This is a genomic window from Marixanthomonas sp. SCSIO 43207 (assembly GCF_019904255.1).
GTDB lineage: Bacteria > Bacteroidota > Bacteroidia > Flavobacteriales > Flavobacteriaceae > Marixanthomonas.
Window position 1 is genome coordinate 1,952,080 of sequence record NZ_CP063203.1, and the last position, 16,851, is coordinate 1,968,930.

A 16,851-nucleotide genomic window follows, 5' to 3' on the forward strand; every position below is an offset into this window, starting at 1 on the left:
GTAACCGCATCTTTGCTTGCTGTAAATTATCACTATGCCAAAGGTTGTATTAATAACAGGAGGATCTTCCGGAATAGGAAAAGCAATAGGAACCTATTTGCTTTCAAAAAATTATATTGTCTACGGTACTAGCCGTAATCCTGAAAAATATGTTGATACTACCAAGTTTCCTTTACTTGAAATGGAAGTCACTCAACCTGAGACGGTAAAAGATTCTGTAGCAGAACTATTAAAAAAAGAAGGAAAAATAGATGTTCTTATCAATAATGCCGGTGTAGGTATCACCGGACCTATTGAAGAAACACCCAGTGATGAGATAGAGAAAGCTTTTGCAACAAACCTTTACGGTCCCATTCACGTGATAAAAGCAGTTTTACCATCTATGCGCCATCAAGGTGATGGAACTATAATTAATATTACATCTATTGCCGGTTATATGGGGTTGCCGTATCGCGGTATTTATTCTGCAACAAAAGCTGCCTTAGAAATTACCATTGAAGCTCTTAGAATGGAGATTAAACAATTTGGTATAAAAATGACCAATGTTGCACCAGGTGATTTTGCAACTAATATTGCAGCAAGTCGCTATCACGCTCCCATTGAAGATAGTTCACCTTATAAAAAGGCCTACGGAAATACGTTAAAACTCATGAATGAACACGTAGATGCAGGTGAAGATCCTACAAAAATGGCAAAAGTTGTTCACGAAATTATCGAAACAAAAAACCCAAAAGTTCATTACAAGGTAGGTTCTTTTTTACAGAAATTTTCAGTGGTGCTAAAAAAAATACTTCCAGATAAAACCTATGAGCGTATGCTTTTAAAGCATTACAATCTTAAATAAATAATCTTTTTTCATTTTCAGTTTTAAACAGTGGTAATCTTCGTTACTTTTGTAACAATCATAACCGAAAACTGTTTATTATGAAATTCTTTATTGATACTGCAAACTTAGATCAAATACGTGAAGCACAAGATTTGGGTGTTCTTGACGGTGTAACTACCAACCCTTCGTTGATGGCCAAAGAAGGAATCACCGGGCGTAATAATATTTTAAAACATTATGTAGATATCTGCAATATTGTAGATGGTGATGTTTCTGCAGAAGTGATTGCTACAGATTTTGAGGGTATAGTAAAAGAAGGAGAACAGTTGGCAGACCTTCACGAACAGATTGTTGTTAAGGTACCCATGATTAAAGAAGGCATCAAAGCTATCAAATATTTTACCGATAAAGGAATAAGAACTAATTGTACTTTGGTATTTTCTGCGGGACAGGCTTTATTGGCTGCAAAAGCAGGGGCTACCTATGTATCACCTTTTATTGGACGATTGGATGACATATCAACTGATGGGTTAAACCTTATTGCTGAAATACGTCTTATTTATGATAACTACGGTTTTGACACAGAAATATTGGCTGCTTCTGTGCGACATACTATGCATGTTCTTGAATGCGCAAAAATAGGTGCAGATGTAATGACCGGACCTTTATCTTCAATTGAGGGGCTTTTAAAACACCCACTTACAGATATTGGTCTCGAAAAGTTTTTGGCAGATTATAAAAAAGGAAACTAAAAAATACTATACTTTTTAATTGATCTTATAAAAGGCCTTTTTCAGTTTTTTGAAAAAGGCTTTATTTATTAAGGTAGCCTAGTAATAATTCTTCAATATTTTGATCGAGTAGATTGGTGTTTCCTTCAAGTATCTTACCATTTTTATCAACAATTAACGTTTTATGGACAGAATTTAATACTAGTTTTTTTTCGGCTTCATCAATGTCTTCAAATTGGTATTCATTAGCTGGATTGTAACCTAATTGGTTAACAATATTACGCCACTTTTTAAAGTGTGTATCGGTGTTTATTCCTATATAATTGTATTCGGGATACTTAGATTTCAGTTCTGCTACTTTTTGATGCACATTCTTATAGTGCTTATTAGATTTCATAGACCAAAAATAGATTACCGAAGGTTTGGTTATAATCCCTTGTAAATTTTTTAAAGTATTATCGGTGGTAACCAAAATTAAATCTGGAATGGTATGATTTGGTGTAAGTTTAATTGTAGCAGATGCCAGTTTGTTGATTTTAGCTTTATGATTAGGGTTTGTATTAAGTGAATTAAAAACTTCAACTATTTGTTTTTCTTCTTCAGCATTTTTGGCATTTAAAAGGTAACGTCTTACGTTATATTTCAAAAGATCGTTTTTTAATGAGTCATTTGTGATTATACTATCTAGAATTTTAATTTTTTCTAGATTATGGCTAAATGATGTTCTATTAAAACGTTTTGAACCTTCTATTTTGTTGTGAGCTAGATTGTCTGTATAGTAATTTAAAAAGCGGTAATAAGGGTAAAAAGTACGAAGCAACTCACTTCCGTAGTTTAAAGATTTACGGTAGTCAAAAAAGCCTTTAGGATATTCATTTTCTTCATAAATAGACAAATGAGCCGAAGTATATAACTCTTTTCTCATATTGTATATATACTCAATATTTGCTTGGGCTACTTTTTTAAATGTATCAGAAGGGTTGTTTCTGTCTAAGTAATTTTTATAAATAGCCTCCCATCCTTTTTTTAACGAATCTATTTTGGTTTCATACTCTTTTGGTGGTAATTGATTATACTTGGCAAGTAATGGAGCTTCATCTTCATTAAGAAGAAAAAACTTCATCAATAAGTTATTTTGGTTACCACCTCTTCCAGAAAAAGAAAGTGATTCATCAAACTCCATGGTGTTTACTCTTAACAAAATACTGTCGCCGGGTTCAACATAAACTGCTTGATATTCGTTATGGTTAAAGAAGTAAATACCTTTTTTGGCGTCCTTAATTTGGTAAGAAAAGTAGTTGTTTGAATTTAACTTTACCGTATCTAGTATTTTATTATTTTGAGTAATATAAACAAAATCGCTTTTGGGATTGACAATTTCACCACTCAACCAGGTAGCTTTTGAAGAGGTGTCATTTGTGTCATTACACGCTAAAACCGTTATCAATAGTAGAAGTAAAAGTAACTTTGCCTTCACAAAAAAAGAGATTTACAATTTAAACAAATGTATAAGTCCATCAATGTGCAAACTGTTAACTACACGTTAAAAGCAATAATAAAACGTTAATGTTTCTTCAACCGAAGGTTATTCACTACTTTTGCGCAAAATTTTAAAAAGGAAAAGAGAATGCTTTCAGTTTCAAATTTATCAGTTCAATTTGGCAAGCGTGTTTTGTTTGACGAAGTAAGCACACAGTTTGTACAAGGTAACTGCTACGGAATTATAGGCGCCAATGGTGCGGGGAAATCTACATTTTTAAAAATCCTATCGGGCAAACAAGAACCAACGTCTGGTCATGTTCATTTAGAGCCAGAAAAGCGTATGTCTGTTTTAGAACAAAACCACAACGCATATGATGACTATTCTGTGCTTGAAACTGTAATAAGAGGTAACAAGCCTTTATTTGAAATCAAAACTCAAATAGACAAGCTTTATGCAGATTATACTGATGAAAACGCCGAAAAAATTGGAGAGTTACAAGTAACCTTTGAAGAAATGAATGGGTGGAATGCAGATAGTGATGCTGCAGCAATGCTTTCAAACTTAGGAATTGATGAAAGCTTGCATTATTCTATGATGAGCGACCTTGACGGTAAACAAAAAGTACGTGTTTTGTTGGCTCAAGCATTATTTGGTAATCCTGATGTATTGATTATGGATGAGCCAACTAACGACTTAGATTATGAGACAATAACTTGGCTTGAAAATTTCTTAGCAAATTATGATAATTGTGTCATTGTGGTATCTCACGACCGTCACTTTCTAGATGCAGTTTGTACTCATATAAGTGATATTGACTTCGGAAAAATAACACATTACAGCGGAAACTATACTTTCTGGTATGAAAGTAGCCAATTGGCTATGCGTCAACGTGCTCAACAAAACAAGAAGGCCGAAGAAAAACGTAAAGAATTACAAGAATTTATTCAACGCTTTAGTGCAAACGTTGCGAAGTCTAAACAAGCAACTTCTCGTAAAAAGATGCTTGAAAAATTAAATGTTGATACCATTAAGCCTTCAAGTAGAAGGTATCCTGCAATTATTTTTGAACGTGAGCGTGAAGCCGGTGATCAAATTTTACAAGTTGATAAATTATCTGCATCCTTAGATGGTGAAACACTTTTTAAAGATGTACATATTAACTTGGCAAAAGGTGATAAGGTTGTGTTATATTCTAGAGATTCAAGAGCTACCACAGCTTTTTATGAAATTATAAATGGCAATCAAGAGGCAGATTCTGGCGACTATAAATGGGGAGTTACAACCTTACAAAGTTATTTACCACTAGATAATGAAGCTTTTTTTAAAAATGACTTATCATTGGTAGATTGGTTGCGTCAATATGCCAAAACTGAAGAAGAACGTGAAGAAGTTTATATTCGTGGATTTTTAGGGAAAATGCTATTTAGTGGAGAAGAAGCATTGAAAAAATCAAATGTACTGTCTGGAGGTGAAAAAGTACGTTGTATGTTAAGCCGAATGATGATGATGCGGGCTAATGTATTAATGCTTGATGAGCCTACAAACCACTTAGACCTTGAATCTATTACTGCGTTCAACAATTCTTTAAAGAATTTTAAAGGAACTGTTATGTTAACTACTCACGACCACGAGTTTGCACAAACCGTTGGTAATCGTGTGATTGAATTGACACCAAACGGTGTGATTGATCGGTATGCTACCTTTGATGAGTATATGAATGATAAAAAGCTAAAAGAACAGCGTGACAAAATGTATGCTGTAGAAGCTTAATAAAAAAATCCCGCCAACTGGCGGGATTTTTTTTAGTAGTATTTAAAAAACTACTTTTATTATTTTTCCTCTTTAATATCTTCAAAAAATAAATCGATTACAGACTGAGCATCAGATAATTGATCTTTTCTAATAAATACTCGTACTTGTCCTGGGATGCCTTGTGCAAACCCACTAACAATACCACTTTGATGATCGTCTTTAATTATGGGTTCAATTTTTATATCGTTAAGCCTAGATTTTAATGCCTGTGCTAACATAGCCGGGCCCGTATAAATTCGAGTTGTTTCTTCTGGATTATTACTCATATATTTTATGCATTATAATATTTACTATTCCAAATTGCTGAATTAAAATTTTTACCCTTAGCAAAACCATAATAGATAACCATGCCACCAACAGCCTTTAGCATAAACAAGAAAAGTAAAATATATTCTTGTTCTGTTGGCCCTGTTGAAAATAGATGAATAGGGGTGATGGCAGTTAACATTAAACTTATAAAAAATATAGTTATAACTAGGTTTTCCAAAGTTTTGTAAGGCCACATTAAGGTTTTTCTTAATGGGTGCAAATCATTCCCCCATTTATGAATCAAGTAATAATAATCATTTCCTAAAGGGGTGAATAAAAGTGGGTCATCAGCATTTTCAAGTTTTAAAAGTTTTGCAGGAGCAATAATTTTAAAGGTATGCAAAGATGTTTGATGTTTGTTTTCAAGTTCACGAATTTTGCTCACTGCTTCTTCAGGAATCTCACCTTTAAAGTATTTTGAATCTAAAAATCGAAGCCGATAGTCCACACATATTTTTTGAATATCTTTTATGTGATATATTTTATAGCTGTCTAATGATTTTAAATCAATAGAGCTAGCTGCTTTGTCACTATTACTTTTTAGTTTTTGTTTAATAGCAGCACGTTGTATATCTGTTTCAGAAAAAATTTGCTCAACTTCTTTTAATATATCTTTTTCAGAAATTCGCTTATTCCTTGTCTTCTCCAGCTTTTCTTCAATGTTGGTCTTTGTAAGCATTTCAATTTCTTTTTCTATAAAAATAAAAGATAAATAAAAGGAAAACAACTATTTAACATTAAGACAATCACCTGCATCGTAGAAAAAGAGTGTTAAAGTAAAGCCAAAATTGGTACTACTACAAAACCGTGGTAGAAGGGGTTTCGTTTATATAAGTACATAAACAAAAATTAAAAAAACACAATTATGAACAAATTTAAAACACTTATTGCAGTATTGGTAGTTACATTAATTGCTGGTACAAGTACATCTTTTGCACAAGATAAAAAAATGAAAGATAAAACAATAATGGTTGGGGGAGCTGCTATGTATCCTACAAAAAATATTGTAGAAAATGCTGTAAACTCAAAAGACCATACCACATTGGTTGCTGCTGTAAAAGCTGCTGGATTGGTAGAAACATTACAAGGTGATGGGCCATTTACAGTTTTTGCACCTACAAATAAAGCTTTTGATAAACTTCCTGAAGGAACAGTTTCAACTTTATTAAAGCCAGAAAACAAAAAGAAATTACAAACCATACTTACCTATCACGTAGTACCTGGTGATATAAAAGCAGCAGATATTGTAAAGGCTATCAAAAAAGGTAATGGACAAGCTACTTTTAAAACAGTGAGTGGTGGGAAATTAATGGCTATGATGAAAGGAAAAAATGTAATCTTAAAAGATGAAAACGGCGGTATGGCAAAAGTTACAATTGCAAATGTGAGCCAATCAAACGGTGTGATTCACGTTATCGATTCTGTTGTGCTTCCAAAATAATTTTATAATGGATTGTTGTTTGGTTAATAACAATCAAAAAAAGGCGACTAGTATAGTCGCCTTTTTTATTAATATTACTATCGAAGTGTTGCACCAAAGTCTTTTTCAAAACGCTGCTGTAACTTTTTCATTATTTTATCAATCTGTTTATCTGTCAAAGTTTTATTCTCATCTTGCAGAGTAAAACTTAATGCGTAGGATTTTTTCCCTTCCGGAAGGTTTTTACCCGTATATACATCAAAAAGGCTTATCTCTTTTAATAGCTTTTTCTCTGTTTGTAAAGCGGCTTCTTTAAGTTCTTTAAAAGAAACTGTTTCATCTAGAAGTAAAGCTAAATCTCGTTTTACTTTCGGGTATTTAGGAACAGGTCGTACATGAAATTTTTTCCTTGAAATGGTTTCTAATACTTGATCCCAATCAAAATCTGCGTAAAATACTTCTGCTTCTACATCAAAGGTTTTGGCAAGTTTTTTCTTAATAATCCCAAACTCTACCAGTTGTTTTTTCTTTACTGAAATAGAAATTGCTTCAGAAAAAATATCATTTTTGGTTTCTTTTTCAGCATAATTAAAAAGCCCTAGTCTTTCTAATATTGATAAAACAATACCTTTTCCATAGAAAAATGATGTTTGCTCTGTAGAGACTGCCCAATTATCTTCTGTTTTTTCTCCAGAAATTAAAATGGATAAGTGTTTCTTTTCAGTTCTAGCTTCAGAAAAATTATGATAGGTTTTTCCAAACTCAAAAAGCTTTACGTTTTGCATGCGTCTATTACTGTTGTAAGAGAGCGCTTCTAGATTTCCAAATAGCATAGATTGTCTCAAGACAGAAAGGTCGTTGCTTAACGGATTGAGCATAGTTACATTATACTCAGTTTTTAAAGCTTCAGAAAGGTTAACAAAGTCTGGATTTGTAAGTGAGTTTGCCATCATTTCGTGAAAACCTAACGCGGTAAGATGGTCACCTACTTTATTTTGCACTTTATAATCTTCTACAGGTTGTGTAATGGCTATAGAAGCATTTAGCTTTTCAGTAAAATTGATGTTGTTGTATCCATAAACGCGTAAAATTTCTTCTATAACATCTGCCTCTCGTGTTACATCATTTCGGTATGCAGGAATTATCATTCCAATGCCGCTTTCGGTAACACTATTAATTTTCATTTCAAGTGATGTAAGAATGTCCTTGATTGTTTCTGGAGCTATTTCTTCACCTATTAATTTGGCTGCATTTTCAAAATTTAAATAAACTTGATGGTCTTCAATTTTCTTGGGATAGATATCAACTATTTCGCTGGTAATTTCACCTCCTGCAATTTCTTGAATTAAAATAGCTGCTCTCAACATTGCATATTTACAGGTGTTGGGATCTATTCCTCTTTCAAAACGGAAAGACGCATCGGTATTTAAACCATGTTTTTTTGCAGTTTTACGAACGCTTACCGGGTCAAAATATGCGCTTTCAAGAAAGATACTAGTTGTAGTTTCGGTGACACCACTGTTACTTCCGCCAAAAACACCAGCTATACACATAGGTCCTTCAGCATCACAAATCATTAAATCGTCTTCGTGTAACTCTCGTTCAACTTCATCTAGTGTTGTAAACTTTGTACCAGATGGAAGTGTTTTTACATTTATTTCACTTCCGTTAATTTTTGCAGCATCAAATGCGTGAAGCGGTTGGCCCAAATCATGACAAACATAATTGGTTATATCTACCACATTATTTATAGGCGTAATGCCTATAGCTTGTAATCTATTTTGTAACCAAGTAGGGGATTGGTCAACTTTAAGGCCGCTTATAGTAACACCGCAATAACGTGGTGCTTTTTCTAGGTTTTTTACATCTACATCTATCTTTAAAGTGCGATTGTCTACATGAAAACTGCTTGTAGATGGTGTGATTAATTCTAAAGAAATGTTTTGCTGAAGTAAACCTGCACGTAAATCTCTGGCAACTCCCCAGTGGCTCATTGCGTCTGCACGGTTGGGAGTTAATCCAATTTCAAAAACTATATCATTTTCTACTTCAAAAAGATCGCTAACCAATTTTCCGGGAGCTAGTTTTTCATCTAGCACCATGATGCCATCGTGACTTTGACCTAGGCCAAGTTCGTCTTCGGCACAGATCATTCCCATGCTTACTTCACCACGAATTTTTCCCTTTTTTATTTTCCAAGGTTCACCTTCGGCAGTGTATAATGTGGTTCCTATGGTTGCTACAGGAACTTTTTGACCCATTGCTACATTGGGAGCGCCGCACACTATTTGTACGGGTTCTCCATTTCCTAAATCAACTTTTGTCAATTTTAAGCGATCTGCATTTGGGTGCTGTATACATTCGGTTACGTGGCCCACAACAATACCTTCTAATCCTCCCGGAACAGAACTGAATTTTTCAATTCCTTCTACTTCCAGCCCTAAGTCGGTTAAAAGTTCAGCTGTTTTTTCTGGAGTCCAATCCAGATCTATAAATTGTTTAAGCCAGTTGTACGATATCTTCATTACAAAAAATTCTAAACGAATTGCAAAGATAGCATTTACCTCGTTTTTTGTAAGTAATTTTGATACTTTCAGTCTAAAGATTTTAAAATTCTACATATGAAATATCTATGGCTACTTATAATTGCGGTTGTAATGCTATCTTGCTCTCAAGAAAGCACCAAACCCAAACCGGGTCCTTGGAGGGCTGTTTTACAACTGGATGATGAAAAAGAAATCCCTTTTTTACTTGAATATAAAGAAGATAGCACGTTTGTTGTTATTAATGCAGAAGAACGAATAGATATTAAAGATGTATCATTTAAAGGAGATTCAATTTTTATTTCACATCCCGTTTTTGAAGGGGTAATTGAAGGAAGGTTTACTCAAGATAGTATTATAGGAAATTTTATTCAAGAAAATTTAGACAGACAAGTTCCTATAGTTATTACTCACGGACGTCAGGCAAGATTTAATGTAAATGCAGCTCCTAGTTCTATTGTTACAGGTAATTGGGAAACGGTTTTTAGCCCTAACAATGCAACAGACAAATATGTAGCAAAAGGAGTTTTTGAACAAAAAGGAAATAGAGTAACCGGAACCTTTTTAACAACTACCGGCGATTACCGTTATCTAGACGGAGTTATAGAAGATGATTCATTAAAGCTGTCTACTTTTGATGGTGCTCACGCTTTCCTTTTTGAAGCAAAAGTTACTCAAAATGATAGTATGCTTCAGGGAATGTTTTATAGCGGAAATCATTGGAAAGAACCTTTTAAAGCAAAACGTAATAATGATTACCAACTACCCAAAGCAGACTCTCTTACATTTTTAAAAAAAGGGTATGATTCACTTGCTTTCTCTTTTCCAAATGTAAAAGGGGACACTATTTCGTTAAAAGATAAAAGATTCAAAAATAAAGTGGTTATTGTGCAAATTATGGGAACTTGGTGTCCCAACTGCTTAGATGAAACAAGATACTTAACCAATTATTATGATGATAAACCTGAAAATGTTGAGATAGTTTCATTAGCATTTGAATATGCTCCTTCAAAAGAAAAAGCTTGGCAAAGTATTACCAAGTTTCAACAAGGGGTTGGAGTACCGTATCCTATTTTATTGGCTCAATATGGTTCAAACAATAAACAAACGGCAAATGATAAACTGCCCATGCTAAATACAATTTTATCATATCCAACCACCATTTTTATTGATAAAACAGGAAATGTGAGAAAAATTCATACCGGCTTTTCAGGACCTGCAACCGGAGATAAGTATGAGGTTTTCAAAAAAGAGTTTGAATCTTTTACTGAAATGTTAGCGAACGAATAAAAATCACGAACGAGATTTTATATTGCTTTTACAAAGAGAGATGATTTCTTCAATTCTTTTTTTACGAGTGGTTTCTCGTTTAGCGTTATGCAACCAGCTCAAGTAACTTTTACGATAACTAGGAGCAAAATTTTGATAGTTTTCAAATGCTTGTGGGCTTGATTTAAATGCTTCTTGTAAATCATTGGGAATGATTAGATTTTCAACGTGATCCATTTCAGTCCATTTACCACTTTTTTTAGCATGTTCAATAACTTTTATACCGCTACTGTGTAGTAAACCTTCTTGCTGTAATTCTGAAATATATTTTTTATTCAGTGCACTCCAAGTACTTTTTGGGTTGCGTTTACAGAAATACTGTTTTCGTTTACCATCGCCCAAACTTTTTACGGTGCTATCTATCCAGCCATAGCAAAGAGCAACTTTTACAGCTTCTTCCCATCGCATAGAAGGTGTTTTTGCTTCTACTTTATGAAATATTAAATAAACGCCTTGAGGATATTTTAAATGATTTTTTTCTAGCCATTCACGCCACTCTACATCTCTCGGGAAATATAATTCTGGCCGCTCCACCATTACTTTACTTGTTTACTTTCTACGTAGAAGTCCTTTTTTATTGAAACAGACTCAATAGCCTTAGAAAACCCTTTCGTTTTCCATTCCGAAGTTGGGTAGATCCATTCTTCATTTCCATTTATAATAGCAATTACAGGCATATCAAAATTCTCAATACTATTTACATAACGAAACTGAAGTTCATTCTCATCAATTTTATATTCTACTTTCGGAATTTTTACGGTACGTAAATATTGGTTCCAAAACTCAGTAAGGTCAATACCAGTTTTTTCACTAATATATTCTTCTACTTGTTTTGAAGAAACAGTTTGATGATAAAACTCTTTGTTAAGCCCTCTTAAAATACTACGCCATTTACTATCATCTTCAACCAATTGACGAAGTGTGTGTAAAATGTTTCCGCCTTTATTATACATATCACTGCTTCCTTCGTGTTGTACGTTGTACGTACCAATAATAGGACGGTCGTTTTGTATACTTCTGCGAAGTCCAACAACATACTCTGAAGCGGCTTCTTTACCAAAGTGATAATCAACGTATAAACTTTCAGAATAATTGGTAAAGCCTTCGTGAATCCACATATCGGCCACATCAATATTTGTAATATTATTAGCGAACCATTCGTGACCGGCTTCGTGAATAATGATAAAATCGAACTTCATTCCCCAACCAGAACCACTCAAATCACGACCTAAATACCCATTTTTATATTTGTTCCCGTAGGTAACACTGCTTTGGTGTTCCATTCCTAAATACGGTACTTCAACTAGCTTAAAACTGTCTTCGTAAAAAGGGTAGGGGCCAAACCAATGTTCAAAAGCTTCCATCATTTTTGGTGCTTGTTTAAATTGCTCTTTGGCTTTTTCCAAATTATAACTCAATACCCAATAATCCATATCGAGTTCTCCTTTTTCACCTTTGTAGGTTTCTGAAAAGTTAACATAATCCCCAATATTAATATTAACACCGTAGTTGTTAATAGGGTTTACCACTTTCCAATGCCACGTTTTTGTAGCACCGTTATCATCTGTTTTCTGTAAATGACCGTTACCAACGGCTACTAGACTTGAAGGAACGGTAATGGCTAAGTCAACACCATTATCTGGTTCATCATACGCGTGGTCTTTATTAGGCCACCAGATACTGGCACCAATTCCTTGATTTGAAGTAGCAATAAAGGGTGTATCATTTTTATCTTTTTTCCAAGAGAAACCTCCATCCCAAGGTGCATTTTTAGCCTCTTGTGGTTTTCCAGAAAAATAAAGAGTAAGCTTGTAAACTTTTCCTTGTTTTTGCTTTTTCTGAAGTTTTATAAAATGAGCATTTCCATCATTTTTAATTGATAGTTCCTTATTGTCTTGAATGGCTTTTTCAAGTTTCATAGGAGGTTGCAAATCAATTTGCATCACATCATTTTTCTTTAAAACCGTATAGGTAACTGTATTGGTTCCTTTAATGGTTTTTTCTGAAGGAATAACTTCTACATCTAGATCATAATGCTTTAAATCCCACCAGGCACGTTCTGGAGTAATGCTACCGCGTAAAGTATCTTGATGCGTAAATTCTTGTGCAAAAGAGATGACTCCTATAAAAAGGAAGATGTAAGGGAGAATATTTTTAATCATATATTATTTATTATCTAAAAATTGAATTTGGAAAAACCACAACACTTTCAAAACCGTTCTCATCTACGGCTGCTACTCCAAAAAAATAGTTGTCAATCACGATACCGTTTAGTGTGTATTCTGAAACATCACCTACAAACCTGCTATGATCCCATGTAGGAGAAGTAGTGTCACGCCAATATATTTTATAACCAACTGCGCCTTCAACCGTATTCCATTTTAGTTTTGCAGAAGGCTCTACAATTCCGCCAATAGCTACATTTTTTGGTGCTGGCGGCGCCCAAGCCAAACTTGCCAAATTTATGGCGTTAACGACAGTTAATTTTGCAGCATAGTCAAAGTTTACAAACTTTAACTTGTCACCGTATTCAATACCATTTTCTGTACGTATATCTTGATGCTGCTGTGTATAATTTTCGTGTGCTTCCATAATTCTAACCCCTGGAAAACCTATATCATTAAACGGTTTGTGATGGCCACCACGACCAAATCGATCTAATCGATACACCATCATTGGGTTCATCTCAGGCATATAGGTTTTGGTGGTTTTATGAATATATCGTGCTAATTGTCTTGAAATTCCATCCACTTCGCCACCGTAAAATCGTCTAGCACGACGTTCTCTTTCAGTTTCGGTTGGAGGAACGGGTTCAGAAAAAATTCTGAAATCTCGATTGCTTACCACACCGTTGACGCCTTTAATATTTCCAATCATATCATTATTCAATACGCCAATGATTTCCCAATTATTTTTTTGAGCATATTCAGCCAATCCTTTTCCGCCGTATAATCCTTGCTCTTCTCCGCTTAATCCTACATACACAATGCTGCTTTCAAAGCTATATTTTGAAAGAACTCGAGCTGCTTCTATTGTACCAGCCATACCACTGGCATTATCATTGGCGCCAGGTGAGTCATCTGTAAAATTATTTGCATCAGTTACGCGGCTATCAATATCACCACTCATAATAATGTAACGATTAGGATATTTTGTGCCTTTTTGAATAGCCACCACATTGTTAATCCAAACATCTTTGACAATGCGGTCATTGTCTCCTTTTTTTACAAAGTTTTTTTGATAAAACACATCTAAACAATTATCACAGTTTTTTGATATTTTATCAAAACTAGATTTTATCCATCGGCGAGCAGCTCCAATTCCGCGTGTGTGTGAAACGGTATCACTCAAGGTGTGCCGAGTGCCAAAACCAGCTAAGGTTGTAATATCTGCTTCAATGCGTGCTGCCGAAACATCTTGAATGATATCATAAATGCGAGCGTTGGTTTGAGAAATTAAAGTGCAACTAATACATAAGCTGAAAAGGAGAAGTAGTTTTTTCATAAAGTGAAATTTCTATAAAAGTACTGAAAACTTAACCGTACAACAAGCTTATATTTATTTCGGTTCTGCTACAATAGCGAGTTTTTTTCCGTCTGGGCTCACTGCCAATCTTGTAATGTTTGTAATGTTGTATTCTGAAAGGTTTGCAACTTCTTTCCATTCTCCGGGACCAAAAAGATCATAAGTGAATAATTTTGAGCCGCTTCCTATTAATATTTTAGAATCATTCAGCCAAATGTGATCTTGAATACCTATGGGTAATTCGGTTACAAAATAACTTTCCATAGTTTCAACATTTAATTGATACACGTCATAATTGTCATCTTCATTTAAATAAGTGTAACTCATCGTTTTTTGAGTACCGGGAACTTTATGTATCGAGCGACCGGCATTTTGCTTTAAAGTATCTACTTTTTGTGACTGCAGATTGGCTAGTACCAAATCTAAACCATCAACTGCTAACACTGAAGCTAACAGTGTGTTCTTATCTTTAAAAGCATAATAAGCAACTTGAAGGTTGGCAATGGTTTCTTTATTTTTTCCATCCTTTGTGTAAGTGTATAAACGCTGTTTACCATCTGGGTCTAAGCGCACTGCTGCTACATTTTCAGAATTAGGTATTTGTATTGGTGAATATTCGCCACCATCTGTAGGAGAGTTGAAAAATTGTTTTTCTTCTGAATCTATTAAATATAAAGCAATATCAGTTTGATTTGTATTATTTCCGGCAAAAAGGATGGTATTATTATTTACAAAAGAAGGCTGGTTGTCATATCCTGAATTATTTGAAATATTTTTAAACCCATAAACCTCCAGGCCTGAGTAAGATTTTTCAATATTCATAACATAAACATCTGTGTTGGTTTGAGTGTATGCGTGACAACTAAAAACTAATAGAAATAAAGCAATTATATTTTTCATGAAATCTTGAATTTTCTTTAAAAATAGCAAACTTTAAGCCAGAAGAGTATAAACATAAAAAAACCACTCAAAAAAGGAGTGGTTTTTTTTACTGATTATAGTGTAAAATACTAAAAAGGGTATGTGTTTTCTGAAGTAACTTTTTCAGCAATTTTGTTTCTTAATTGAACAATATTTGGAAAGTTTTGGTACTTTGTCCAACGTTTAAGTCCCATTAACATTGCTTTTTGCTCATCACCTTCAGAAAATGAAATAATTCCTTCTTTTGCTTTTTGATTCACGATTTCAACTGCGTGGTATAAATACAATTGTGCCATTGCTACTTGATATTCGGCATTAACGTGATCACGTTTATGATTCTTTTCAGCACGTAAAATAGCACTTTCTGCCATATAGATTTCTATTAAAATATCAGCAGAAGCCATTAATAGTTGTTGATGTTCTTCTAGTTCTGGACCGTATTTTTTAACAGCGCTACCGGCTACCATTAAAAATACTTTTTTCAATTTCTGAACCATTTCTTTTTCTTCGGAAAGTATATCAGAATAATCTGGTGTATCAAATGAAGGAATGCCCATTAACTCTTCACCAACTGCTTGTGCAGGCCCTAATAAATCTACGTGACCTTTCATTGCTTTTTTAACCAACATACCTACTGCAAGCATACGGTTAATTTCATTTGTACCTTCATAAATACGAGCGATACGAGCATCACGCCAAGCAGATTCCATTGGGGTATCAGCACTAAAGCCCATTCCACCAAAAATCTGAATTCCTTCATCAGCACAGTTTTGAATATCTTCAGAAACTGCTACTTTTAAGATTGAGCATTCTATAGCATATTCTTCTACACTTTTAAGTTCGGCTTCTTGATGGCTGTTTCCGGCTTCCATACGAAGAGCTATACGTTCCTCAATATTTTTACCAGCACGGTAGCTCGCACTCTCACCGGCAAAGGCAGACGTTGCCATTTCGGCCAATTTTGACTTAATGGCGCCAAACTTAGCAATTGGAGTTTTAAACTGAACTCGATCGTTAGCGTATTTAGTTGCTTGGTCAATTACTCGACGTTGTGCATCTAGACTCGCTGCGGCCAATTTAATTCGTCCTACATTCAAGGCATTCATCGCAATTTTAAATCCGTTGCCTCTTTCTGAAAGCATGTTTTCAACAGGAACTTTAGTATCATTGAAAAATACTTGTCGAGTGGAGGAGGAGTGAATACCTAACTTTTTCTCCTCTTCGCCAAAGGTAATTCCATTTTCAGAATCATTTTCTACTATAAATCCTGTAATGTATTTATCGTCTTCAATGCGCGCAAAAACAATGAATAAATCTGCAAATCCTGCATTAGAGATCCACATTTTTTGCCCATTTATGATGTAATGTTTTTTATCTTCTGAAAGTACAGCTTTTGTTTTTCCACTATTTGCATCACTTCCTGCTCCCGGTTCGGTAAGACAATAGGCTCCAAACCATTCGCCGGTAGCTAATTTTGGAACGTATTTTTTCTTTTGCTCTTCGGTTCCATAAAGCGTTATTGGCATGGTACCAATACCGGTATGTGCTCCAAAAGCCGTAGCCACAGAACCTGTAGCACCTGAAATGTAATCACAAACGAGCATTGTGGTGACAAACCCCATTCCCAATCCGTCATATTCTTCAGGGACAGCTACGCCCAAAAGTCCCATTTCACCGGCTTTACGCATAACCTCCTCTGTGAGATCATAATTCTTTTTTTCAAATTCTTCTTTTTTTGGCCAGATTTCACGATCTACAAATTCTTTTACCGAATCGCGCATCATTTTCTGTTCTTCAGAGAAGTCTTCTGGAGTGAAAACATCACTAGCACTTGTTTCTTTTATTAGAAACTGTCCGCCACGAAGCAAATCATTATTGTCAGCTGTTGTACTCATTTTTTTCTTAGATTTTAGTAGTTAGTAAGAAGCATAGCATTAATTTTACTTCACTAC

14 protein-coding genes are annotated in these 16,851 nt (G+C 34.5%); 5 read left to right on the forward strand and 9 right to left on the reverse strand.

Annotated features, from left to right (window positions below; translation table 11 throughout):
• Nucleotides 1–34: 34 nt before the first annotated feature.
• Both INR76_RS09170 and fsa read left to right on the forward strand, forming a co-directional pair.
• On the forward strand, nt 35–844 hold the full coding sequence (locus tag INR76_RS09170) for an SDR family oxidoreductase (RefSeq protein ID WP_223107602.1): 810 nt from the start codon (nt 35–37) through the stop codon (nt 842–844).
• Nucleotides 845–924: 80 nt separating this feature from the next.
• Nucleotides 925–1,578, forward strand: coding sequence for a fructose-6-phosphate aldolase (gene fsa, locus INR76_RS09175; protein ID WP_223107603.1), 654 nt, complete (start codon nt 925–927; stop codon nt 1,576–1,578).
• A gap of 61 nt (nt 1,579–1,639) precedes the next feature.
• Here the strand turns inward: fsa and INR76_RS09180 are convergent, their stop codons facing one another.
• Nucleotides 1,640–3,034 carry a peroxiredoxin family protein gene (locus INR76_RS09180; protein ID WP_223107604.1) on the reverse strand — a complete coding sequence of 465 codons (1,395 nt, stop codon included), beginning with the start codon at nt 3,032–3,034 and terminating at the stop codon, nt 1,640–1,642.
• A gap of 150 nt (nt 3,035–3,184) precedes the next feature.
• Here INR76_RS09180 and INR76_RS09185 point away from each other — a divergent pair, with 150 nt between their 5' ends.
• Nucleotides 3,185–4,810: an ABC-F family ATP-binding cassette domain-containing protein gene (locus tag INR76_RS09185; protein WP_223107605.1), complete on the forward strand. Its 1,626-nt coding sequence runs from the start codon at nt 3,185–3,187 to the stop codon at nt 4,808–4,810.
• Between the two features lie 59 nt (nt 4,811–4,869).
• Here INR76_RS09185 and INR76_RS09190 read toward each other — a convergent pair whose 3' ends face one another.
• Together INR76_RS09190 and INR76_RS09195 are read right to left on the reverse strand one after the other, a co-directional pair.
• The gene (locus tag INR76_RS09190) at nt 4,870–5,118 is read right to left on the reverse strand and encodes a putative signal transducing protein (protein ID WP_223107606.1); all 249 of its coding nucleotides are present in this window, start codon (nt 5,116–5,118) and stop codon (nt 4,870–4,872) included.
• Nucleotides 5,119–5,123: 5 nt separating this feature from the next.
• On the reverse strand, nt 5,124–5,840 hold the full coding sequence (locus INR76_RS09195; protein WP_223107608.1) for a hypothetical protein: 717 nt from the start codon (nt 5,838–5,840) through the stop codon (nt 5,124–5,126).
• A 186-nt stretch (nt 5,841–6,026) separates the two neighbouring features.
• Here INR76_RS09195 and INR76_RS09200 point away from each other — a divergent pair, with 186 nt between their 5' ends.
• Complete coding sequence (locus INR76_RS09200) at nt 6,027–6,602, forward strand: fasciclin domain-containing protein (RefSeq protein ID WP_223107609.1); 576 nt, start codon at nt 6,027–6,029, stop codon at nt 6,600–6,602.
• A 77-nt stretch (nt 6,603–6,679) separates the two neighbouring features.
• Here INR76_RS09200 and pheT read toward each other — a convergent pair whose 3' ends face one another.
• Entirely contained in the window at nt 6,680–9,106 is a 2,427-nt protein-coding gene (gene pheT / locus INR76_RS09205) for a phenylalanine--tRNA ligase subunit beta (protein WP_223107610.1), read from the reverse strand.
• 96 nt (nt 9,107–9,202) lie between these two features.
• Between pheT and INR76_RS09210 the strand changes: the two genes are divergently transcribed.
• Nucleotides 9,203–10,414 (forward strand): TlpA disulfide reductase family protein, encoded by a 1,212-nt coding sequence (locus INR76_RS09210; protein ID WP_223107611.1) that lies wholly within the window; start codon nt 9,203–9,205, stop codon nt 10,412–10,414.
• A 3-nt stretch (nt 10,415–10,417) separates the two neighbouring features.
• Here the strand turns inward: INR76_RS09210 and INR76_RS09215 are convergent, their stop codons facing one another.
• From INR76_RS09215 to INR76_RS09235, 5 genes are all read right to left on the reverse strand, one after another.
• Nucleotides 10,418–10,990: a YdeI family protein gene (locus INR76_RS09215; RefSeq protein ID WP_223107612.1), complete on the reverse strand. Its 573-nt coding sequence runs from the start codon at nt 10,988–10,990 to the stop codon at nt 10,418–10,420.
• Nucleotides 10,990–12,615 carry a M1 family metallopeptidase gene (locus INR76_RS09220; protein WP_223107614.1) on the reverse strand — a complete coding sequence of 542 codons (1,626 nt, stop codon included), beginning with the start codon at nt 12,613–12,615 and terminating at the stop codon, nt 10,990–10,992. Before INR76_RS09220 ends, INR76_RS09215 begins: the two co-directional genes overlap by 1 nt.
• 10 nt (nt 12,616–12,625) lie before the next feature.
• Nucleotides 12,626–13,957: a M28 family peptidase gene (locus INR76_RS09225; RefSeq protein ID WP_223107615.1), complete on the reverse strand. Its 1,332-nt coding sequence runs from the start codon at nt 13,955–13,957 to the stop codon at nt 12,626–12,628.
• A 54-nt stretch (nt 13,958–14,011) separates the two neighbouring features.
• Entirely contained in the window at nt 14,012–14,878 is an 867-nt protein-coding gene (locus INR76_RS09230) for a hypothetical protein (RefSeq protein WP_223107616.1), read from the reverse strand.
• 110 nt (nt 14,879–14,988) lie between these two features.
• Nucleotides 14,989–16,794, reverse strand: a complete 1,806-nt coding sequence (locus INR76_RS09235; RefSeq protein WP_223107617.1) for an acyl-CoA dehydrogenase family protein — start codon at nt 16,792–16,794, stop codon at nt 14,989–14,991.
• Nucleotides 16,795–16,851 lie beyond the last annotated feature (57 nt).